Source organism: Nitrospirota bacterium, from assembly GCA_016180645.1.
Taxonomy (GTDB): Bacteria; JACPQY01; JACPQY01; order JACPQY01; family JACPQY01; genus JACPAV01.
Genome location: JACPAV010000019.1, coordinates 122,591 through 142,563, shown reverse-complemented (window position 1 = coordinate 142,563; position 19,973 = coordinate 122,591). Strand labels below are relative to the sequence as shown.

Genomic DNA, 19,973 nt, shown 5'->3' with positions numbered 1-19,973 from the left:
ACCGTGAGCGGAAGCGGCCCACGGATGGGCCGCATGTCGCACGGCATCGCATGGCCCCGTACCATCCGTGGCACGGGGCGTGAAGCCCGCGCCTACCGGAATGGGCAGACACGGTCCTGCGGAGGGTGAAGGGGTCCGACGTGCCGCCACGTTCCGGTCTGAACGGCTCGATTTGACGGACCGTTACAAACCTGATAGCTGGAAAGAAAGGCTGGGAACAGGTTCGTCAACAAGAGGGACGGAGAAACTCACTTCCATGGATCAGTCGCACAAGGCGAAGCACAAGCTCGCCGGTCGGAGCAGGAAACACAGGAACCGCGTCGTTGCGATCACCGGAGTCAACGGCTTCATCGGCTCCAACCTGTTTCAGAGGCTCAACCTTGACCCCTCAATTTCACGCATTGTGGCGATCGATGTGCAACCCGCACCCTCCACGAGTGTGAAGGCGCGCTACCACAAGGTGGACCTGACGGAGCCGCTGGCCGACGCGAAGTTGGCGGAGATCCTCGAGGAAGAGAGGGCCGACACCTTCGTCCATCTGGCGTTCCTGGGAAGCCCCGCGCACAATACGGCCTACGGTCACGAACTGGAGAGCGTGGGCACGATGTATGTCCTTCACGCGTGTTCGGCGGTGAAGGGTGTGGAGAAGCTGATCGTGGGCGGCAGCACCCTCGCGTACGGCGCCCATCCCAAGAATCCCAACTACCTGACGGAAGAACATCCGCTTCAAGCGAATCCGGGGTACAGGTTCGTGTCGGACAAGGTGGACGTCGAGCGCCAGGTGGCGCGCTTCGTCCGGAAAAACCCCTCCAAATGCGTCACGATCCTCCGCAACTGTCCGATCCTTGGGCCGACGATCAAGTATTTCATCACGCAGTACTATCGGCGTCTCGTGATCATGACGCTTCTCGGCTATGACCCGCTTATGCAGTTTGTGCACGAGGAGGATGTGATCGAGGCCTTCAACCGAGTGGTGGATATCGATGCGCCGGGCATCTACAACATTGTGGGTAAGGGTGTGCTGCCCTTGTCGACGGTGATCCGGCTTCTGGGCCGGGTCAACTTTCCGGTGAGCCACTTCGCCGCCTATCCGCTGGTCAATACGCTTTGGATCTCCGGGATGTCCGACATTCCCGCCCAACATCTCGATTATCATCGATACCTCTGTGTGGCGGATGGCGCGAAGGCGGAGGAGAAATTGTCGTTTGTTCCCAAGTACTCCACCAAGGACGCCGCGCTCGCTTTTGCGGGTGTCGAGCGTCTTCGGCGCGTCCACCTGGTCCAGTAGCTCCATCCATGGCGCGAGCGGAAGGGGCGAGGCGTGGGACCGTGCAGGCGGAACCGGCACGTCCGCTGGAGTCGATTCGTGAGTTTCGGCGGAGAGCAGGCCCGTTGCACAAGTCCGACGGGCACGGCCGCAACGCGGCCGCCGGTAGGGCAGGCGTCGCTTCCTTTTCGCTGGAGCCCTTGGTGGAGGGCGAGAAAGTCGTCGAGGTCATCGACCGGAAGCTCGATCAGAAGCTGAAAACGGTCGAGCAGGATGTTCTGAATCGCCTTGGCCGGTTGGAGAGCCAGCTCCGGAAAGCGATGGATGGGCACCGCTGGGAGGAGGAGGTCCAGGAGAAGGAGAAGGAAGTACGGCAGCGGGTGGACCGTCTCGCGGAGGAAGTTCGGGGGACATTGAAACAGGAGCCGGTGAGCGATCGCAAGAAGCGGCTGGGATTCCTGGATGGCATCATCTCCGTGGCGCGCAAGGGGGCGCGATTCAACCTTTTCTCCGCGGCGCGCCAGTTCCTTCGCGAGGCGCGCATGATCGGTCGTTCCGAGGAGGTGGATGAATTCGGCATGGATCCGGTGTTCGAGGATCTGGCGATGCCGGTTCTGGACTTCTTCTACCATCGGTGGTGGCGGATCGATTCCTTCGGAGTGAAGAACATACCGAGCACGGGCCGCGCGCTGCTCGTGTCGAACCACTCGGGCACGCTTCCCTTCGACGGCGCGATGACCAAGCTGGCCGTCCGGAAGGAACATCCGGCCCAGCGCGAGGTGAGGTTCCTCGTCGAGGATTTCGTATTCTATTTTCCATTCGTGAGTTCGGGCATTACGCGGTTTGGAGGCGTGAGGGCTTGTCAAGAAAACGCTCAACGGCTCCTGGAGCACGACCAACTCGTGGCGGTCTATCCGGAGGGCGTAAAGGGCCTCGGCAAACCGTACAAGCACCGGTACCAGCTCGCCCGATTCGGGCGCGGCGGATTCATCAAGTTGTGCATTCGCTCGCGCGCGCCGATCCTCCCCGTTTCGGTCGTGGGCGCGGAGGAAACGGCGCCGATCATCACGAAGTCGACTTTCATGGCCAAGCTGCTGCGGGTGCCGTATTTCCCGATCACGATCACGTTCCCGTGGCTGGGCGTACTGGGCCTGGTGCCGCTTCCCACGAAGTGGACCATCGATTTCGGCGAGGAGGTGGACGTGACAAGCGGGGGAAAGGCCTCAGTGGACGATGACCTGTTTGTGAACCGCCAGAGTGAGCGCGTCCGCGCGGCGATCCAGAACATGATCATCTACCGTCTCCAGCGCCGCAAGTCGATCTTCTTCGGGTAATCAAAGCGAAATTTATTTGACGCTCCGGGGGGGGTGTGGTACACTCTTCTCCCAGAGGGCGCACTAAGGAAGAACACCGTATCATCATGGACGTGATGTCATACTCTCAATCGGTCTGGTTGGGCGCAGTCCAGGGCCTGACCGAATTCCTCCCTGTCTCCAGCAGCGGCCATCTCGTGGTGGTGGAGCGACTGTTTTTCCTCTCACGGGGATCCGGGGGGATCGAGTTTGAGGTCCTTCTCCATCTGGGCACGCTTCTGTCTCTCCTACTCTTTTTCGGAATCTTCAGTTGGAGGCGCTCCAAAGCGTTCATGCAACAGGGATGGACGTTCGGCGCGAAATTGGCCCTGGGGTGTGTGCCGGCGGGAGTTGTGTTCCTCCTGTGGGGGGAACGCGTGGAGGCGGCTTTCAGCTCGCTGGGCGTTGTCCTGGGGGGATTCGTATTCACCGGAGCTGTCCTGTTTTTGGCCGATCGCCGGCAACTTCAAGCCGGACGAATTGAAGTCAGGTGGATGGACAGCATGATCATCGGGACGGCGCAGGCCGTAGCCCTGTTGCCGGGTGTGTCGCGCTCGGGGATGACGCTGGCTTCGGGACTGCTCCTCGGACTGGAAGCGGATTTGGCGGTCAGTTTTTCCTTTCTTCTGGCAATTCCCGCGATTCTGGGGGCCAACGTGTTTCACGCATCCAGCCTCGCCGCGGTTTTCCGATCCGGACAGGGAACGGTATACGCGGCCGGGGCCACGGCCGCGTTTGTGGTTGGAGTGGGGAGCATTGCGATGGTTTACGCGATCGCGCATCGCGCTCGATTGAAGGCGTTCAGCTACTACCTGTGGGCGCTCGTTCCCGCCGTCCTGATTTGGGATTATTCGTTTTCGCCGTCATGAGCGAGGATCGGTCAAAGAAGAAAAGGGCCGCCGAGGGCGGCTTCGACTTGCGGCGCAATATCCTGGGCGTCGGCCTTATACTCACGGGAGCGTTTACTCTGATCGCGTTGGCCTCCTACGACTCTTATGACCCTTCGTTGTTTGCGTTCTCCTCCAGCACACCGGTATTTCTTCGTGAGCAGGCCTTGAACTGGGGGGGGATCGTCGGTGCGACGTGGGCGGACCTTCTGGCGCAGTTTTTCGGACTGTCTTCGTACATCCTCCCGCTCATGCTGGTGACGAGCGGCCTGCGGCTCGTATTGAATTCCAGTTTTCGGGCACAGGCGGGCTCCTTGGGGGGGCTGACGCTTCTGGTTCTTTCGCTGTCACTGGGCCTCTATCTGATGACGCCCCTCTTGAAAACGCCTTTCCTGGGGATGGACCTCCCCGCCGGATTGCTGGGCTATGGACTGGGCCGATTTTTCGAACACTATCTCAACCGGGCAGGGACGATCCTGCTGACCGTTTTTCTCGGTTCCCTGACGCTGATGATGAACTTGCGCGTTTCCCCGGTGGTGATGCTGATCGGCGCGTTGAAGGGGGCGAGGCCCGTGGGGGGGCGTCTGTGGGAAGGTCTGCGGTCCCTGCGAGGGGTGATGAAAAAGACCCAGGGACCGTCCATCAAGCTGCCGACGGAGCTTCTGGCTCAGCCGGAGGGCGCTCTGTCGCCCACCGTAGACGCCGTCCCCGAAGGGGAGCCGGTCGCGCAGGAGTCCGCGATGGAAGGAGAAGAACCCACGGTTGAGGGCGGATCTTCTTTCGATTCGGAAGGCGAGGAGGTTGACGGGGAGGAACCGAAGCCCGCAAAGCAGAGGAAGCATCTGCGCTTGGCCGTCGCCCGGAACTATGCCGCGCCTCCGGTGGAGTTGTTGGAGCCTCCCGGAGGCGATGCCGCGAAGGTGGACACCAAGGTTCTGGAGGCCAGTTCGAAGTTGTTGGAGGACAAACTGAGGGATTTTGGGGTCAAGGGCAGAGTGGTCCACGTCGAGCCGGGGCCCGTTATTTCCATGTACGAATTCGAGCCGGCTCCGGGGGTGAAGATTTCGCAAATTGCCGCGCTGGCGGACGATCTTGCCTTGGCGCTTCGTGGCGGGAACGTGCGCATCGTGGCGCCGATACCGGGGAAAGGCGTCGTCGGCATCGAGGTCCCGAATCATCAGAGGCAGACGGTGTACCTGCGTGAAATGTTGGAGTCGGAGGCGTTCAAGAATGCCTCCTCCCCGATGACGATGGCCCTCGGGAAGGACATTGTGGGCGAGCCTTTTGTTGCGGATCTGGCGAAGATGCCGCATCTCCTCGTGGCCGGAGCCACGGGCGCAGGCAAGAGCGTTTCCCTGAACGTCATGATTCTCAGCATGCTGGCCAAGGCGACGCCGGAGGATTTGCGGCTGCTTCTGATCGATCCGAAAGTGTTGGAATTCTCCTGCTACAACGGAATCCCGCATCTTGTGGCGCCGGTGGTCACGGAGCCCAAGCGGGCGAAATTCGCATTGATGTGGGCCGTGCGCGAAATGGAGCGCCGGTACATCCTGTTGGCAAAGCTGGGCGTTCGGAATCTGGAGGCGTACAACCAGAAGGTCCGGAAAGGCGGCAAGCAGTTGTCGTTGGAGCTGGACGGCGCGGCGCAGCCTGAGCCCCTGCCGTTCATTGTCGTCCTGGTGGACGAACTGGCCGACTTGATGGCTGTCGCGGCGAAGGATGTGGAAGATTGCATCGGAAGGCTGGCCCAGATGTCGAGGGCGGCCGGCATTCATCTCATTGTGGCTACACAACGTCCATCGGTGGACGTCATCACCGGGGTCATCAAAAACAACTTCACGTCTCGCATTGCTTTTCAGGTGACCTCGCGGGTGGATGCGCGGACCATCATGGATTCGGGCGGCGCGGAGCATCTTCTGGGGCATGGCGACATGCTCTATCAGCCGCCCACGGGGGGGAAGGTCCACCGTATCCACGGCGCCCTCGTAACGGACAAGGAAATCAAGGAAGTCACTCATTTTCTCAAGAAGCAGGGCGAGCCGCAGTACATTACCGAATCGTTCGGGCCGGCCGCGGATGAGGAGGAAATGTTTGAGGACGATTTGGACGACAAGGACGTGGAGCTTTACGAGCGGGCGGTGCAGATCGTAAAGGAGGCCGGATACGTTTCGACCTCATTTATTCAGCGGAGACTCCGGATCGGATACAACCGCGCGGCGCGGTTCGTGGAAAAGATGAAGGCGGAAGGGATCATTCCGGAGACGCAGGGGGCGGTTCCGCCGCGTTAGGGCATTATCCCAAGACGCACCCTAAAGGGTGCGCCTACCAAGGATCCTCTCCCCATCCGGTAGCCGCGGCCTTCAGGCTGCGCGAAGCTCGGGAGGCGGTCTACTTCAGCGTAATCTTCGCCTTTTTCCTCAGATCGGACAGCCAGTTTCGGTAGATGGTTTCCCGCTTCTGCTTCCGGAGGCGGGTTGTGATGGATTCGCGAACCTCATCGAGGGGAAGAGTTCGAGGAGGCACTTTATCCACCACCTGGAAGAGATGGAATCCGTACGGGGACTCCACCTCGCGACTGATTCCACCGACGGGGAGATCGAAGCAGGCCCGGGCAATTTCGGGCTGCGTCTCATCCGCGCTGAAGTAGCCGAGGTCGCCGCCCGTTTCCGCGTCCGGGGAGATGGACCTCTCGCGGGCGACGGATGCGAAATCCATTCCGGACTTCAGAGTCTGGAGAATTTCCAGGGCCTCTTCGCGTGTAGAGACGAGGATTTGCCGGGCCCGCACGGTGCCGGGGCGGCGAAATTCATCGAGGTGCTCGGTGTAATTCGCGTAGATCTCACCGTCCGAGACGAGGATCTTCGGATCGACAGCCTGCTCGACGAGGGCGGCGATGAGCCGCCGCCGCATGTTGACCTCGTCCTCCTCTCCCTTGGGGGCTCGTTTTTTTCCCTTCGCCTGGGTTGGCGGGGAATTCCCGTTCGGCCGGGCCGCCTTTGAGGCGTCCGCCTGAGCGGCCAATTGCGGCATGGTGGGTGTGGGGCGAATCGATCGACGCACGGCCTCCTGATAGAGCAACTCCTCGGTGATCAGGTTCGCGATGACTTGGTTGACGTAGGCTTGGTTTCGAAGAATCTTTTCGATTTCGTCGGGGGACCTGAATCCCGCCTGAGCCACCTCGTGGATCAGGCGTTGCTTCAGGATGGGTTGGTCGTTGACCCACGCGAGGGCTTCCTGTGAGCGGTCCTTGCCCGGGCCGTGGGTTGTACAACCGGCGAATAGGATGACGGTTAACGACGAACTAATGAGGAGTTGGCGTAATAAGAGCATATGATACTTGAGATGAAGATTGGCGGAGAAGCTGAGCCATCGTGTGGAGGGTGGCCGGATGGGGATGATAGATGGCCACGGTATCTCCCTTGATCTGGGCAATTCGCATGGCCACCGACCATGCGCGGCGCACGCCGTCGGGGGTGTGATCGGCGTCCAGGAAGATGTCGCGTGCGGCCGCAGGAATGCCCCGGGCGCGGGCCGCCTGGAAGGCGATGGTTCGCGACGAGGTGACACTGTCCAGGAAGTAGAACTGATGGGCATAGATGACATCCATGACGGGGGACAGGGACCGGCGGTTTTCCGTGAAGCGTGACCCCATGTGGTTGGACACACCCTGGATCGGACCGAGATCGGCGATGGACTTCTCCAGAACGGAGGCCAACACATGGTCCTCCATGGAGGTCAGGAGCATGGGCCGCTCGCGGTTTTTCGAACGATCATGGGCCTCCATGGGCATATGGAGGAGAACGGATGCGCCCGCGCGGGTGGCGCGATCGACGGCCGCCGAACGGAACGGGGCATTGGGCAGGACGGCCAGAGTTATCTGATTGGAAGCGCTCAGGAGCACATCAACGGCATCGATGTTGTAACCGACGTCATCGACGACGAGGCGAAGGAGAGGCGGGGAAGCCCATCCGGGCTTCGGTGCGCGGGCGGACCATGTCTCGGCTCTCGCCTGGAACCCCTCGAACAGAAGCTCGGTGCTCTGCGGCCCTTCATCCTGATCGAACAGGTAGGAGAAATCCGAGATGGGATCTTCCCGTTGTTCGAGAAGACGATGGAGGGCCAGTGCCCCAATGGCACCCGCGGCGATCCCGATAATGATGCCCAGCGCGAGAATCGGCTTTCCGCCGGTCATCGGGCCCCTCCGGGGGTTGGGATCCGAGTGCGTCCCAATACTCACCTGCTGTAGGGGAGGACCTTCAGGTCCTCCCTGCTTGGGAGCAGCTAAAGCTGCTCCCCTGCACGCTTCGCGCGGCGTTCCAGGTGGTGGGGTCAACTGTCTTTCTTCAGAGCGGCTGAAAAGATCTCCCAGCTCTTGATGAGCTCCAGAGCCCTGCCCACGACCGGGTCGTGCGCGGGATCGTAAGCGCGGACGACGTCCTGATCCTGCCCCTTGCCATCGGCCCCGGCGGCCTTCGCATACAGCTCCTTTTCGTCCACCTGAATGTCCGGGATCACCCCTTTGTTCTGGAGCGAGTGTTCTTTGGGCGTGTAATACAAGGCGGTGGTGACGCGGATGGCGGAACCGTCTTCCAAGGGGACGATGGTCTGTACCGAGCCTTTCCCGAAGGTCTGAGCCCCCAGAAGCAGGGCACGGTTGTTCTCCCTCAGGGCGGAAGCCACGATCTCCGAGGCGCTGGCGGAGCCCTTGTTGACGAGAACGATCATGAGGAAGGCGGGATGCTTGCCGTCGTTCTTAGCCGTGTACGTCTTCTTGGCGACGCGCCTCCCTTTGATCGTCACGATGTCCCCGGCCTCAAGGAACAGGTCGCTGACGTTCACCGCCTCCTCAAGCAGGCCGCCGGGATTGTTGCGCAAATCGAGAATGACGCCCCTCAGTGGAGTGGGACTCTTCTCGATTTTGGTCAGTGCGGCCTCGATTTCCTTGCTCGTGCCCTCCTGAAAAGAACGAACCCGGAGGTACCCGTATCCGTCGTTGAGGTCGGCCCATTTCACGCTCTGGATTTTGATGATGTCCCGGGTGAGCGTATACGCCTTGGGCTCATCGACGCCCTCTCGGATGATGCTGAGGGAGACTTTTGCCCCTTTTGGCCCTCTCAACTTTCTCAGCGCGTCCATGAGGCTCATTTGGGCCGTCGACTCATTATCGATGAGCAGGATTCGATCGCCGGCCTGGATTCCGGCCCGGAAGGCGGGTGTTTCCTCGATGGGTGAAACGACCGTGAGGATGCCGTCGCGCATGGTGATTTCCATACCGAGTCCCCCGAACTGGCCGGATGTTTCAATCTGCATCTCCTGGTACATGTCCTTGCTCATGAAGGAGCTGTGGGGATCGAGGGAACGGAGCATGCCGTCGATGGCGCCGCCCACGAGTTTGTCGAACTCGACTTCCTCGACGTAGTTCTTCTCCACATAGTCGAGGGCTTCGGAGAAGATCTTGAGTTTCTGGTAGTGGTCGTCTTCCTTCGCGCGGAGGAAGGAGGGACCGATCCACGCGGGAGTGAGCGCCATGGTGAGACCCACGGCAAGGATGAATACCGTGAAGAGGGCGCGACGGGAGGTCAAGGTGCACCCCGCAGCGGGGATTTCAGATTGGAGATTTGAGATTTCATCGGAGTTGCGGGGTCATGGCGCCGTGAGCCAATCGAGCGGATCCATGGCGGAATTCCGGTGGCGGACTTCGAAGTAGACGCCCGTCGTGGACGCGCTACCGCTCTCTCCGGTGATGGCCAGAGGTTCGCCCTGCACGACCAGGTCGCCTTTCTGCTTGAGGAGTTCCGAGGCATGCCCATAGACGGAGTAGTAGTGGTCTCCGTGGGAAAGAATGACGAGTTGTCCGTAGCCGCGGAACCAGTCGGCGAAAATCACCTGGCCGTCGCAGACGGCGCGAACCTGGGTGCCCGCGGCGGCGGCGATCTCGATGCCGTTGGAATGAAGGGTTACACCGGCGGACGAATCGAATCGAGGTCCGAAGCCGGTGACGATGCTGCCGTGAACGGGCCAGGTGAGCCGGCCCTTGGCCTGGGCCAGGTCGCATCCGGTGTCGCGACGAGGCTGCGCGTCGAACACATCGAACATGTGTTGCAGTTCTTGTGCGGCCTTTTCCAACTCACTGAGCAGCTTCTGGTTCAGTTCCTTCTGGGCGGAGAGTTCGGAGCGAATGGCAACCTTCTTCCGCCGATCGGCGTCGAGCTTCTTCTGTTCCTGCTGAAGCTCGCCCAGGCGGACGACAACCACCTGCTTGGCCTCTTCCAGACGGGCTTCCTTGCGTCGGAGAACGGTCAGATCCTTCTGATAGCCCCGGATTCGGCTGGAGTCGTACTCGGCGAGCGAAACCATATATTTGACTTGGCGAGGAATCACCTCCAGATCGGAAGGATTGAGGATCATCTTGATCCAACTCATCCTACCAAACTTGTAGAACGCCCGCAATCGGAGGGTGAGCTCGACTTCCTTTCGCCTGAGCCCTTTGCGAAGGTTCTCCCGGTCCTTCTTCAGCCCGGCCACCTCGCGGGTGCGGCGCCGCAATTCGCCCTGAAGGCGTGTAAGGTCGCGGCGGGTCGTCTGGACGCGCCGATCGATATCCTCCAGTTCCTTGAGGATGCGCGTTTCGTCCCTATTGATTCGGCCGAGGACGTCCTGGACCTCCTTCATTTCGTTCTGGACCCGTTGCAGTTCCGAAAGAGTGCGTGATGGCGGCTCGGCTTGGAGAGGCGTTGAGACGGCGAGGAGAGCCATGAATAGTCCCGCGTTGAATGACGTCTGCAAGAGATTCCTGGAGGACGCGGGCTGAAGCCCCATGCCACGGAGGGTATGGGACCATGATATGTCGCCGCGCCACGGATGGCGCGGCGTTGAACATGGCCCGCGGCTACCCAAGAGGTGGATCCGAGGTAGGCGCAGGCTTAAGCCTGCGAACGACTTGGGCTGAATATCCATTTCGTTACATGTTCCTAGTACTTCAGGGCGCGGGCGAGGGAGAGCGCGCTGCCGAGAAGTCCCAGCCCGGAAGACAGAAGGAGTATGCCCGACAGCCCTGTGGGAGTGAAGAAGCTGAAGGTTTCACCGCCCAGGAGAAGAAAGAGGGAGACATCGATGCGATTACTGGTCGCCACGTAGAAGGCGTAGGCGAAAAGCAGGCCCAAAAGACCGCCGACAAGTCCGAGGAGGGTCCCTTCGAGGTAGAAAGGGATCTTGATGAAGGTCGGTGTGGCGCCGACGAGCTTCATGACCGATATCTCGTCCATTCTTGAAAGGAAGGACAAGCGAATGGTATTGGAGACGATGAAGACGACGGCAATGAAGAGGGCCGCTCCGAGGAGATAACCCCCCACGCGCAGAATGGAGAGGATCGAGGAAAACTTGCGGACCCAGGACTCACCGTACTCGACGTCCTCGATTCCCTCCATGCGCCGGATGCGGTCGACGATCTCTCGAATGCGATCGGGATGCCGGTAGCGGGGCTCGAGGGAGACTTGAAAGGAGGCCGGAAATGGATTCGATTCGATCCCTTCGAGGAAGCTGGCCGAATCGCCGAGGTTTGACCGGACCTCCCGGATGGCCTCATCCTTGGAGATGTAGGCGGCCTCCCGCACGCCCGGGAGGGTGAGGAGGGTGTGGCGTATGGCTTCAGCGTCGTCGGGTTTGAGGCCGTCCTTGAGGTAAGCGTGGATCTGGATCCGGCGGTTCCACACCTGGGTGAGTTCGGACAAGTTGGTGAAGAGCAGGGCGTAGACGGAGAGGATCGTCATGCTGATCGCGAAGGTCAGGAGGCTGAGAAGGTTGAGGGCCGTAGCCGAGCGGAGTTGCCTCCACGTCCGCCCGAGGAAGTATAGGAGTCGCTCCATGATCTTCAGCTCTCGGCCTCGAGGCGGCCCTTGTCCAGGGTCAGCGTCCGGCGGGGATATTCCTGAAGAAGCCAGCGGTTGTGTGTGGCCACGATGACGCTGGAGCCCTTGAAGTTGATTCGCTCGAAGAGCTCCATGATTTCTGCGGCCAGCGCGTCATCCAGATTGCCGGTCGGCTCGTCGGCGAGGACAAGTGAAGGCTCCCCGACGATGGCTCGGGCGATGGCGGTGCGTTGCTGTTCCCCTCCGGAGAGTTTTTCCGCGGGAGCTTCCATACGGTGGGCGAGCCCCACGACCTTCAGGATTCCGGTGACGCGCCTATGGATTTCCCTTTGGGGGAAGCTTCGGATCTCGAGAGGGAGGGCCACGTTGTCGAAGACCGTTCGATGCGGGAGCAACTGGAAATCCTGGAAAACCACACCGATCGTGCGGCGGAGGTAGGGAATTTCACGAGGCGGAATCCGGCCCAGGTTTCGGCCGCCCACGAGGACTTGTCCCGCGGCGGGTCGGACATCGCCGTACAGGATCCGGAGGAGAGTGGTCTTCCCGGCGCCGCTCGGTCCGGTCAGAAAGACAAACTCCCCTTTTTCGAGCTTGAAGGTGAGATCGTGCAGGGCGGGAGAATCTTTTCCGTATCCTGCGAAGACGTGGTGGAGTTGGACCATGTTGGGTGTCGTCCCGAATTTGTTTCAGGATGTTTCCGGATGCTGAAACGAATTCAGCATGACACGCAAACGCGCTTCAGGCGCCCAAAGAGGCGACGAACGCGCGGGTCTGTTCGGCGATCTTTTCCTTCGTGAAGCCGAAGAAGGCCAGAAGCTCCTCGGCCGTGCCGGAGAGGCCGAATCGGTCCTGCACGGCAATGGGATGGAGTCGGGCCGGTTGTCGTGCGGCAAGCACGCGCGATACCGCTTCGGCGAGCCCGCCGATGACGTTGTGCTCCTCCAAGGTGACGATTCCGCGCGTTTCCCGGGCGCAGGTTGCGATCGTGTCCGCATCGATGGGCTTGAGGGTGGACATATTGACCACACGTGCTTGGATACCCTGCGAGTGGAGGATTTCCGCGGCTTCCAGAGCGGGGTACACGAGCTGTCCGCAGGCGATGAGGCTGACGTCGCGGCCCTCCCGGAGGACCGTGGCTTTGCCGATGTGGAAATCGTAGTCGGCGGGAAGGAACACGGGCGATTTGTTGCGGGAGAGGCGGACGTACGCCGGGCCGGGGAGATCGACCACGGCGTGGATGACCTTCCGGGTTTCCACGGCATCGGCTGGAACGATCACGGTCATGTTCGGGAGGGCGCGCATCAAGGCGAGATCCTCCAACATTTGATGGGAGGCGCCGTCTTCTCCGACGGTCACCCCGGCGTGGGTCAGGACGATCCGTACGGGCAGCGAGGAATAGGCGATGGACTGGCGGATCATTTCCCACGCCTTGCCGGCGCCGAAGATGGCGAACGTGCTGGCGAAAGGGATCTTCCCGGATCGGGCCATGCCGGCCGCCGTGGACATGAGATCGGCTTCGGAGACGCCCATGTTGAAGAACCGCTCGGGAAACTTCTTTCCAAAGATGGCGGTTTTGGTGGAGGAGGAGAGATCCGCATCCAGAGCGACGACGTCTTTGTAAAGGGCGCCGACTTCGGCGAGGGCGTCGCCGTAGGCATCGCGTGTGAAGGCCTGTTCCTTAGAGGGAATGGATAACTGCATCGAGCTCCTTCATGGCCTGTTCGTACTGCTCCGGCGTGGGGCTGCCGTGGTGCCACTTGTAGGTGTTCTCCATGTAGGAGACTCCTTTACCGGGGATGTTGTTGGAGATGATCACGGAGGGGCGACCGCGCACCTCCCCGCAGCGGGAGAGGGCATCATAGATTTGTTCGTAGTCGTGCCCATCAATGTCGAACACTTCCCATCCGAAGGCTTTGTACTTGGCGGCGAGGGGCGCGACGTCCTTGATCTGAGGAAGAGGGCCGTCGATCTGAATGCGATTGTAGTCGACGATCCCGCACAGGTTGTCCACTTTGTAGTGGGCGGCGCCCATGGCCGCTTCCCACGTCTGGCCCTCCTGTTGTTCCCCGTCGCTCATGAGGACGTAGACGCGGGAGGGCCGTCCATCGAGCCTTGTGGCCATGGCGATTCCCTTTCCCTGCGAGAGACCCATGCCGAGGGATCCGCCGTCGGTCTCCACGCCGGGCGTGTGCTTGCTGGAGATGTGGCCCTGGACATGACTGCCCATTTTGCGAAAGGTCCAGAGGTCCTCGCGTGGGAAGTATCCGAAGTGCGCGAGAACCGAGTAGATGCCGGGACAGGTGTGGCCGTTCGAGAGGACAAACCGGTCACGGTCGGGCCACTTGGGATTGCGCGGATCGTGACGCATAAACTTGGCGAAGAGGACCCAGAGCACGTCCAGATGCCCCAGCGCTCCGCCGGGATGGCCGGACTTCGCGCGATAGACCATGGTGACGACATCCTTCCGGAGCTCGTATGCGGTTTTCTTCAGCAGGGCCAGATCCTGTGGAGACAGGCGATGAGAGGAGGGCGGCGTGGGGACGGCGGACAGCGAAAGGGATGGCGCGCTCATGATTTCCTCGTTTCCAGGAGCTTGAGGATCTCTCTCATGAAGGCCGGAAGATCTTCGGGCTTTCGGGACGTGACCAGATTGCGGTCCACAACGACTTCTTCATCGGAGTACGTGGCGCCGGCGTTCACCACGTCGTCCTTGATGGCGTGGAAGCACGTCGCGCGGCGTCCCTTGAGGACGTTCGCGGAGCAGAGGACCCAGGGTCCATGACAGATGGAACCGATGGCGGCTTCCCGTTGATCCGCGTCTCGAACAAATCGGAGGACCCCTTCGTAGCGGCGGAGGATGTCGGGTGCGTACCCGCCGGGAATAATGACGCATTGAAAATCGCCGGCCTTGGCGTCATCCACTTTGCCGTCCACCTGAATGGGGTAGCCGTGCTTGCTGGCGTAGGTGGTCTTCGAGCCGGTTCCGAGGACGCTGACTTTGGCGCCGGCCTCTCTGAGCCGGAAGAGCGGATACCAGACTTCCTGGTCCTGGTAGAGATCCTCGACCAGGATGGCGGCGCGGCATGAGCTCGGGTTCATTTGCCCCTCTATGTAGCGGAGGATCGATGTGGGGTCAAGTCCGCGTATGTTCCTTTGGAGAGGAGGACGGATTATAATCCCCTCCCCATGCACAACATCCTGGATCTCGGTATGGAGGAACTGACGGCCGCGCTGGCCTCCCTGGGGCAGCCCGCGTACCGTGCGCGGCAGGTCTGGCAATGGATCTATGCGCGTGGGGCCCGGCGATTCGAAGAGATGAGCAACCTCCCTGCCTCGTTTCGCGAGAGTTTGGACGCCGCGTACCGGATCCAGCGGCTCAAAGTGCGGGAGAAGCGCGTGGCATCCGATGGGACGGTGAAGTGGCTTTTGGAGTTGACCGATGGGGAGGCCATCGAGTCGGTCTGCATTCCCGAGGAGGATCGGAGCCCCGCTTCGCTTCTCCCCGCAGGCGGCGAGAGGAGTCCTGATCGAGAACCGCGCCGGACGTTGTGCCTTTCAAGCCAGGTGGGATGCGCGTTTGGCTGTGTGTTCTGCCGCACGGGGCTGATGGGGCTCAAACGAAGCCTGACGGCCGGAGAAATTGTGGCGCAGGTTTTCACTGCGGTTGAGGACAAGGCGGCGGCGAAGACGGGGTTCGAGGGACTCAACCTGGTGTTCATGGGGATGGGAGAGCCCACGGACAATTGGGATGCGGTGCGGCGCGCCATTCTGAATCTTGTTCATAAGGAGGGAGTCGGCCTTTCGCCCCGGAGGATCACCGTTTCAACCGTTGGAGTGGTTCCCGCGCTGGAGTGGCTGTCGGATGTGAAGGTGAACGTGGCGCTATCCATCAATGCCGTAAGGGATGATCTGAGGAGTCGGCTCATGCCGGTGGACAAGAAATATCCGCTGGCCGAACTCCTCACGGCCGCGAGGAGATTCCGGGAGCAGTCGCGCGCCAGGCTGACGTTCGAATACGTTCTGCTGCGGGGAATCAACGACAGCGATCAGGATGCGAGGGCCCTGGGGGAGATCGCCGGGCAGGTTCGGGCAAGGGTCAATATCATCCCGTTCAATTCGTCGCCGGATCTTCCTTTCGAGAGGCCGACGGACGACGAGTTGGCGCGTTTTTCCTACGGCGTAACTCAGGGAGGTGTGCGCGCGCTGGTGAGGAAGAGCCGGGGCCGGGATATCCTGGCGGCCTGCGGGCAGTTGGCCGTGATGGCGGAATCTGGTCATGGGACGATGGAGTCATCGGGTCAACAGGAAAGTCTCAAGATCGGCGGATGAACTATTGATGCCCGCATTGCCCATGCAACTTCGTCCTTCGACAGGCTCAGGACGAGCGGATTGCTTTCCGCTCGTGGTGAGCCCTTCGATTGACTCAGGGCCTGATGAGGTCCTGAGCTTGCCGAAGGGCTTGTCGAACCATGAGCGGAGGTTTCAACTGGTACAGCATTATCAATGCTGGAGTCAATAATGGACAGGGAAAAGCTCGAGGCCCTCCTGCGGCGTGTTCGTGGCGGGAAGATGTCGGTGGAGAAGGCTGTCCATGAGTTTGGGGCGATGCCGATCCGGGATCTTGGGTTTGCGCAGATCGACACGCACCGGGCGATCCGGAAAGGATTCCCGGAGGTCATTTGGGGGGCGGGGAAGACGGCGGAGCAGATCGTCCGCCTGCTGCGAGCGTACCAGGAGCATCGGCACGACGCACTGGTGACCCGGGTGGATCCGAAGAAGGCGGTCGCCGTTCGACGCCGGGTGGCCGGCGTATCGTACGACAAGGTTGCGCGGGTCCTGACGTTGCGATTGAACCACTGGAGGAGAATGGGGAGAGGCGTCGTTGCCGTGGTAGCGGCGGGCACTTCGGATCTTCCGGTGGCCGAGGAGGCTGCGGTGACGGCTCATTTCATGGGAAACGACGTGGAGCGGCATTTCGACGTCGGCGTGGCGGGGGTGCACCGGCTGCTTCGGCGGGCGCCGGCGATTATGAAGGCGCGGGTCGTGATTGTGGTGGCGGGAATGGAGGGGGCTTTGCCCAGCGTTGTTGGGGGGCTGGTTTCTGCCCCGGTGATCGCGGTGCCGACGAGCGTGGGCTACGGCGCCAGTTTCAGCGGATTGACGGCCCTTCTGGCGATGATGACTTCCTGCGCCCCTGGAATCGGGGTGGTGAACATCGATAACGGATTCGGCGCCGGATACCTGGCGGCGGTGATTAACAGGATGTAGCGGTCAGCTTTCAGCGGTCAGCCATCAGCGCCTCTAATAGAATGCGTAGGGGAGGGTCTTCAGACCCTCCCGACAAGAGGGAGCATCTGAAGATGCTCCCCTACGTGTCGGCATTCTGTTAGAGGCTCCTACGACTTACGAGCTACAGCGCGATCCGGACGACGAAGCGGCGGTCAACTTGGTCGCCTACCGTCGAACCCAATTCCTCTCCATAGGTGGCCGCGCCGATCTGAAGCAGCTTCCAGATATTCAGGTTGAAGCCGGCAGTCCATTGAAGCTGATTGAGGCCGGCTTCGAGGGAGAAAAAGGGAACTTCTTTCACTTTGGTATCGCTGCGGAAAAATTTCTTTCGCTGCTTGAAAAACGGCCCGAATTGGAATTCGGCGCCAAGGTGGGTTCGTTTCAGGAGATCACCGTCATCCGTGGTGTGCAGGGTCACGTCTTCAATGTCGAGTCCGACTTTTGTGCGGATGTAGCGGCTGCCGGTGGAATCTTCGTCCCAGGGAACGAGCCAGGGGGAGATGGAGGCTCCGAGGCCGATGGACCAGGGGATGACCGGTGTTTCTTCGGAAGAAAGGGTGAGGTTGAGGGCATCGGCAAAATTCGAGCCGGGGAGGTCCCAGACAGGAATGTCCCGGGCCACCAGGGCAAACGTCGGTTTCAGTTTGGCCACCTGGTCGCCCATCGACGAGGGAAGGCTGTAGAGCGTTCCGACATCGACATTGGCCGCCACGCCGCCCTGGGCATCGGGGCAGAGGCTTCCAGGGAGTACGTCCTCCGCGAGGAAATCACACGTTTTCTCGCCTTCGCCGGTGAGCGCAATGAGACGGTTGACCCGTCCATTCGCTTGCAAAGCGGCTCGGAGCATACCCTTGGCCACGAGACCCACTCGGAGGGATTCCTCTTCAAGAAAGCTCAGGCCATATCCCAGGGCCATTCCCACCTGGGGTGTGGTGCCGAGGCGGGCCTCCGTGAGAGTAGGGTTGGCAATTTGCACCGCGATGGGAATGTCGACGAGCAGGCCGAATCCGAAACCACCGACAATGATATTGGGGAAGAGTCGGGTGGTGATTCCAATCGAGTCTCCGAAACGATCATCCACGAGGTTCGCCACGTTCTCCAACTGCTCATCCGTGCCGCCGGTTGCGATATCGGCCGCGCCCAATCCGGTTTCCACGGTCGCCATGTTGGTCTCAAGCTCCAACAGGAATGGGAAATCAAAGCTTCGGGTTTGGGCCAGCCCTGCGGGATTCATGAAGAGGGTGGCATCGTCATCGGCGATGGCCGTGTGGGCGCCGCCCATCGAGAGGACGCGGGCGCTCCGATAGGTTCGGGGAATCGGTTTGGCCAGTGCGGACTCAACGGTGTAGCCGATCGTCATGAGGGCGACGGCTGCGGCGAGAATGCGGCGGCTCATTTTGTGCTCCCGGTGGTTGTGCTGCTTGTAGAGGTCGTCGATGTGGTCGAAGTTGTGGCCGTGACCTTGGTGCCCACTCCGGCCGGAAGCTTTCCTCCGCGGGTGACCGGCTTGCCAAACGCTTCATCGAGGGTCTTTTTCACGGTAGCCAGACCTTCCGACACAATGGTATTGAACTTGGACGAAAGATCTTTGAGTTGAGCGTCCACATCGACGAGCCCGGAAGAAGCCAGCAGTGTCTTCACGTCCTGACCGAGGACCGTGGTCGGGTTGATGTCGGTTGAGACCGCCGTCGGGCAGGAGGTGCTGACTTTGTCGCATACGCGGGGCGTGGCGGCGCTCAGAAGGTCCAGATTGCCGTCCCCGTCGTCGTCCACCTTGCAGAGGAATTTGTCGATACCCGTCGGCCCGAAAGCCTCCTTGAGCTCGTCCTTGCAATCTTTCTTGGGGTCTCCCACGGTGATGGGGAGGGTAATCTTGACGGTGACGGCGGTGCTGAGGGGAGCGGGCAGGGTCTGGGAGACGGAGACCGAACAGGAGATATTGCCGGTGTCCTTCGTGCAGGCGACGGTTGCGCCGGCCAAGGCGCCGGAGCTGGTAAGAGTTTTCAGCTGGGTCTCGGCCTGCGTGGCAATACCGTCGATTTGTGTGCAGGCGCTTTCAATCGCGGGATCGATGGCCTTTGATTTGGTATCCGAAATCGACGTCTTGATGCTGTCGAAGGTTGTTTTGATCGAAGAGTCTGATAAAGCGGGATCGCTATTAATGACGTAGGAAAATGCCCCCGTGATGTCCGCCAAAGCATTTTGGAGGGTGTAACGTTTGCTCGTTCCGAAGGGTTCAAACTCTGCGTAAGAGGCTTCATATTGCAAACACAGAGCGGCCTTCTTAATGGCGGCGGAAACGTCTGAGCTGGAGAGCACCGTATCCAGCCCCATGAGCGAGGCCTGCATGATGGTGCGCGTAAGGAGAACGGCGCCGAATAGGAATTCGCCGTCGCCGATCAGATATCGAGTTTGGTCCGTCGTTCCGGTCGGGAACGACCGGCAGAGTTTGGCCCCGGAGCTGCTGGTCGTTGTGGCGGTGGTACCCGTCGTGGCGCCCGTGGTCGTTGTTCCAGTGCCGGTCTGCTTCTTGGCAGTGGTCCCCGTGGTGGCCGCTGTGGAGGTGGTGGTGCTGGTCTTTGTGGTCGAGCTCGTGCCGGAGGTTGCTGTGGCCTTGCCGCAATCGTAATCGGAGAGCTTCGGAAGGCCGGAGTCGTCCACTTCCACGGCGGCGGTTCCCGAACGCCCATCGAAACTCCCCTTGTCATACAGGAGCTCTTCCAGTTGCTTCTGCGCGGCAAACACCTTGATGATTTGGGTATTCAACTGGGGAACCCAGATATCCTCGGATTTTGATGTGTCGACGCCGAAAACCTTCTTCTTAATGATATCGAAGGCATCTTTCGTGGGGTCCTTGGACTTCTGGATGTCCACGGCAGCGTGCAGAAATTTTCTCATGTCGAACCCGGCCTGACCCAGAAAGGCCGTTGCAAGATTCAGTTTGGCGTTGACCCAGGAGGCATACCCCTCGGTGTCCGCAGGAGGGGTGGCGCTTCCGCCCAGCCCGGTCAGGACGTTATTGGATTCGGTGATGACGCAATCCCAGTCGCCTTGGTCCAGGCACAATTGCGCTTTCTCTTCGGCGGAGCCGCCGCACGTCGATAGCGAAATCGCGCAAACAAGGATGGCCGGGGTCGCCAAGCGGAAGATTCTTGTGGATGGTTGAAACCTCATTGGTGGGCGTAGATTAGAGAAATGGGACGAATTGTCAAGTTGAAAATGGCGGAGAGCGGGGTAGAATCGCCCACATTGATGACCTAGCTGTGCCGATACCGGCCTCAGCAACGGGCTTCGTGATTCCTGCGAAAGC

General features: G+C 60.7%; 17 protein-coding genes. 6 read left to right on the top strand and 11 right to left on the bottom strand.

Annotation, left to right across the window (positions count from 1 at the left end):
- Nucleotides 1-256: 256 nt before the first annotated feature.
- The 4 genes from HYT87_12455 (at nucleotide 257) to HYT87_12440 (ending at nucleotide 5,794) form a co-directional block, all read left to right on the top strand.
- The gene (locus tag HYT87_12455) at nucleotides 257-1,288 is read left to right on the top strand and encodes an NAD-dependent epimerase/dehydratase family protein (GenBank protein ID MBI2060572.1); all 1,032 of its coding nucleotides are present in this window, start codon (nucleotides 257-259) and stop codon (nucleotides 1,286-1,288) included.
- A gap of 8 nt (nucleotides 1,289-1,296) precedes the next feature.
- The gene (locus HYT87_12450) at nucleotides 1,297-2,601 is read left to right on the top strand and encodes an acyltransferase family protein (protein ID MBI2060571.1); all 1,305 of its coding nucleotides are present in this window, start codon (nucleotides 1,297-1,299) and stop codon (nucleotides 2,599-2,601) included.
- A gap of 86 nt (nucleotides 2,602-2,687) precedes the next feature.
- A complete protein-coding gene (locus HYT87_12445; GenBank protein MBI2060570.1) occupies nucleotides 2,688-3,488 on the top strand; it encodes an undecaprenyl-diphosphate phosphatase in 801 nt (266 codons plus the stop codon).
- On the top strand, nucleotides 3,485-5,794 hold the full coding sequence (locus HYT87_12440) for a DNA translocase FtsK 4TM domain-containing protein (GenBank protein ID MBI2060569.1): 2,310 nt from the start codon (nucleotides 3,485-3,487) through the stop codon (nucleotides 5,792-5,794). Before HYT87_12445 ends, HYT87_12440 begins: the two co-directional genes overlap by 4 nt.
- A gap of 100 nt (nucleotides 5,795-5,894) precedes the next feature.
- On the opposite strand, the gene HYT87_12435 is transcribed toward HYT87_12440, so the two are convergent.
- The 9 genes from HYT87_12435 to HYT87_12395 all read right to left on the bottom strand — a co-directional run bounded on the left by HYT87_12435 (nucleotide 5,895) and on the right by HYT87_12395 (nucleotide 14,473).
- On the bottom strand, nucleotides 5,895-6,836 hold the full coding sequence (locus tag HYT87_12435; protein MBI2060568.1) for a peptidyl-prolyl cis-trans isomerase: 942 nt from the start codon (nucleotides 6,834-6,836) through the stop codon (nucleotides 5,895-5,897).
- On the bottom strand, nucleotides 6,808-7,698 hold the full coding sequence (locus tag HYT87_12430) for a divergent polysaccharide deacetylase family protein (protein ID MBI2060567.1): 891 nt from the start codon (nucleotides 7,696-7,698) through the stop codon (nucleotides 6,808-6,810). The genes HYT87_12435 and HYT87_12430 overlap by 29 nt, the downstream gene beginning before the upstream one ends.
- Before the next feature lie 137 nt (nucleotides 7,699-7,835).
- The gene (locus HYT87_12425) at nucleotides 7,836-9,089 is read right to left on the bottom strand and encodes a S41 family peptidase (GenBank protein MBI2060566.1); all 1,254 of its coding nucleotides are present in this window, start codon (nucleotides 9,087-9,089) and stop codon (nucleotides 7,836-7,838) included.
- Between the two features lie 60 nt (nucleotides 9,090-9,149).
- A complete protein-coding gene (locus HYT87_12420) occupies nucleotides 9,150-10,325 on the bottom strand; it encodes a peptidoglycan DD-metalloendopeptidase family protein (protein MBI2060565.1) in 1,176 nt (391 codons plus the stop codon).
- Nucleotides 10,326-10,477: 152 nt separating this feature from the next.
- The gene (locus HYT87_12415) at nucleotides 10,478-11,371 is read right to left on the bottom strand and encodes an ABC transporter permease (GenBank protein ID MBI2060564.1); all 894 of its coding nucleotides are present in this window, start codon (nucleotides 11,369-11,371) and stop codon (nucleotides 10,478-10,480) included.
- A 5-nt stretch (nucleotides 11,372-11,376) separates the two neighbouring features.
- Nucleotides 11,377-12,036: a cell division ATP-binding protein FtsE gene (gene ftsE, locus HYT87_12410; GenBank protein ID MBI2060563.1), complete on the bottom strand. Its 660-nt coding sequence runs from the start codon at nucleotides 12,034-12,036 to the stop codon at nucleotides 11,377-11,379.
- A gap of 76 nt (nucleotides 12,037-12,112) precedes the next feature.
- Nucleotides 12,113-13,075: a transketolase family protein gene (locus HYT87_12405; GenBank protein MBI2060562.1), complete on the bottom strand. Its 963-nt coding sequence runs from the start codon at nucleotides 13,073-13,075 to the stop codon at nucleotides 12,113-12,115.
- A complete protein-coding gene (locus tag HYT87_12400; protein ID MBI2060561.1) occupies nucleotides 13,053-13,946 on the bottom strand; it encodes a transketolase in 894 nt (297 codons plus the stop codon). Before HYT87_12400 ends, HYT87_12405 begins: the two co-directional genes overlap by 23 nt.
- Nucleotides 13,943-14,473 (bottom strand): type 1 glutamine amidotransferase, encoded by a 531-nt coding sequence (locus HYT87_12395; protein ID MBI2060560.1) that lies wholly within the window; start codon nucleotides 14,471-14,473, stop codon nucleotides 13,943-13,945. Before HYT87_12395 ends, HYT87_12400 begins: the two co-directional genes overlap by 4 nt.
- An 87-nt stretch (nucleotides 14,474-14,560) precedes the next feature.
- Between HYT87_12395 and rlmN the strand changes: the two genes are divergently transcribed.
- Together rlmN and larB are read left to right on the top strand one after the other, a co-directional pair.
- Nucleotides 14,561-15,703 (top strand): 23S rRNA (adenine(2503)-C(2))-methyltransferase RlmN, encoded by a 1,143-nt coding sequence (gene rlmN / locus HYT87_12390; protein ID MBI2060559.1) that lies wholly within the window; start codon nucleotides 14,561-14,563, stop codon nucleotides 15,701-15,703.
- A 189-nt stretch (nucleotides 15,704-15,892) separates the two neighbouring features.
- Complete coding sequence (gene larB / locus HYT87_12385) at nucleotides 15,893-16,642, top strand: nickel pincer cofactor biosynthesis protein LarB (GenBank protein ID MBI2060558.1); 750 nt, start codon at nucleotides 15,893-15,895, stop codon at nucleotides 16,640-16,642.
- Nucleotides 16,643-16,784: 142 nt separating this feature from the next.
- Here the strand turns inward: larB and HYT87_12380 are convergent, their stop codons facing one another.
- Nucleotides 16,785-18,059, bottom strand: a complete 1,275-nt coding sequence (locus HYT87_12380) for a hypothetical protein (protein ID MBI2060557.1) — start codon at nucleotides 18,057-18,059, stop codon at nucleotides 16,785-16,787.
- The gene (locus HYT87_12375) at nucleotides 18,056-19,804 is read right to left on the bottom strand and encodes a hypothetical protein (GenBank protein ID MBI2060556.1); all 1,749 of its coding nucleotides are present in this window, start codon (nucleotides 19,802-19,804) and stop codon (nucleotides 18,056-18,058) included. The genes HYT87_12380 and HYT87_12375 overlap by 4 nt, the downstream gene beginning before the upstream one ends.
- Between the last annotated feature and the right edge of the window lie 169 nt (nucleotides 19,805-19,973).

Excerpts from the sequence above, each read along its gene's own strand:
- HYT87_12455 (MBI2060572.1), top strand. The coding sequence starts at position 257 with ATGGATCAGTCGCACAAGGCGAAGCACAAGCTCGCCGGTCGGAGCAGG.
- HYT87_12450 (MBI2060571.1), top strand. The coding sequence starts at position 1,297 with ATGGCGCGAGCGGAAGGGGCGAGGCGTGGGACCGTGCAGGCGGAACCG.
- HYT87_12445 (MBI2060570.1), top strand. The coding sequence starts at position 2,688 with ATGGACGTGATGTCATACTCTCAATCGGTCTGGTTGGGCGCAGTCCAG.
- HYT87_12440 (MBI2060569.1), top strand. The coding sequence starts at position 3,485 with ATGAGCGAGGATCGGTCAAAGAAGAAAAGGGCCGCCGAGGGCGGCTTC.
- HYT87_12435 (MBI2060568.1), bottom strand. The coding sequence starts at position 6,836 with ATGCTCTTATTACGCCAACTCCTCATTAGTTCGTCGTTAACCGTCATC.
- HYT87_12430 (MBI2060567.1), bottom strand. The coding sequence starts at position 7,698 with ATGACCGGCGGAAAGCCGATTCTCGCGCTGGGCATCATTATCGGGATC.
- HYT87_12420 (MBI2060565.1), bottom strand. The coding sequence starts at position 10,325 with ATGGGGCTTCAGCCCGCGTCCTCCAGGAATCTCTTGCAGACGTCATTC.
- HYT87_12415 (MBI2060564.1), bottom strand. The coding sequence starts at position 11,371 with ATGGAGCGACTCCTATACTTCCTCGGGCGGACGTGGAGGCAACTCCGC.
- ftsE (MBI2060563.1), bottom strand. The coding sequence starts at position 12,036 with ATGGTCCAACTCCACCACGTCTTCGCAGGATACGGAAAAGATTCTCCC.
- HYT87_12405 (MBI2060562.1), bottom strand. The coding sequence starts at position 13,075 with ATGCAGTTATCCATTCCCTCTAAGGAACAGGCCTTCACACGCGATGCC.
- HYT87_12400 (MBI2060561.1), bottom strand. The coding sequence starts at position 13,946 with ATGAGCGCGCCATCCCTTTCGCTGTCCGCCGTCCCCACGCCGCCCTCC.
- HYT87_12395 (MBI2060560.1), bottom strand. The coding sequence starts at position 14,473 with ATGAACCCGAGCTCATGCCGCGCCGCCATCCTGGTCGAGGATCTCTAC.
- rlmN (MBI2060559.1), top strand. The coding sequence starts at position 14,561 with ATGCACAACATCCTGGATCTCGGTATGGAGGAACTGACGGCCGCGCTG.
- larB (MBI2060558.1), top strand. The coding sequence starts at position 15,893 with ATGGACAGGGAAAAGCTCGAGGCCCTCCTGCGGCGTGTTCGTGGCGGG.
- HYT87_12380 (MBI2060557.1), bottom strand. The coding sequence starts at position 18,059 with ATGAGCCGCCGCATTCTCGCCGCAGCCGTCGCCCTCATGACGATCGGC.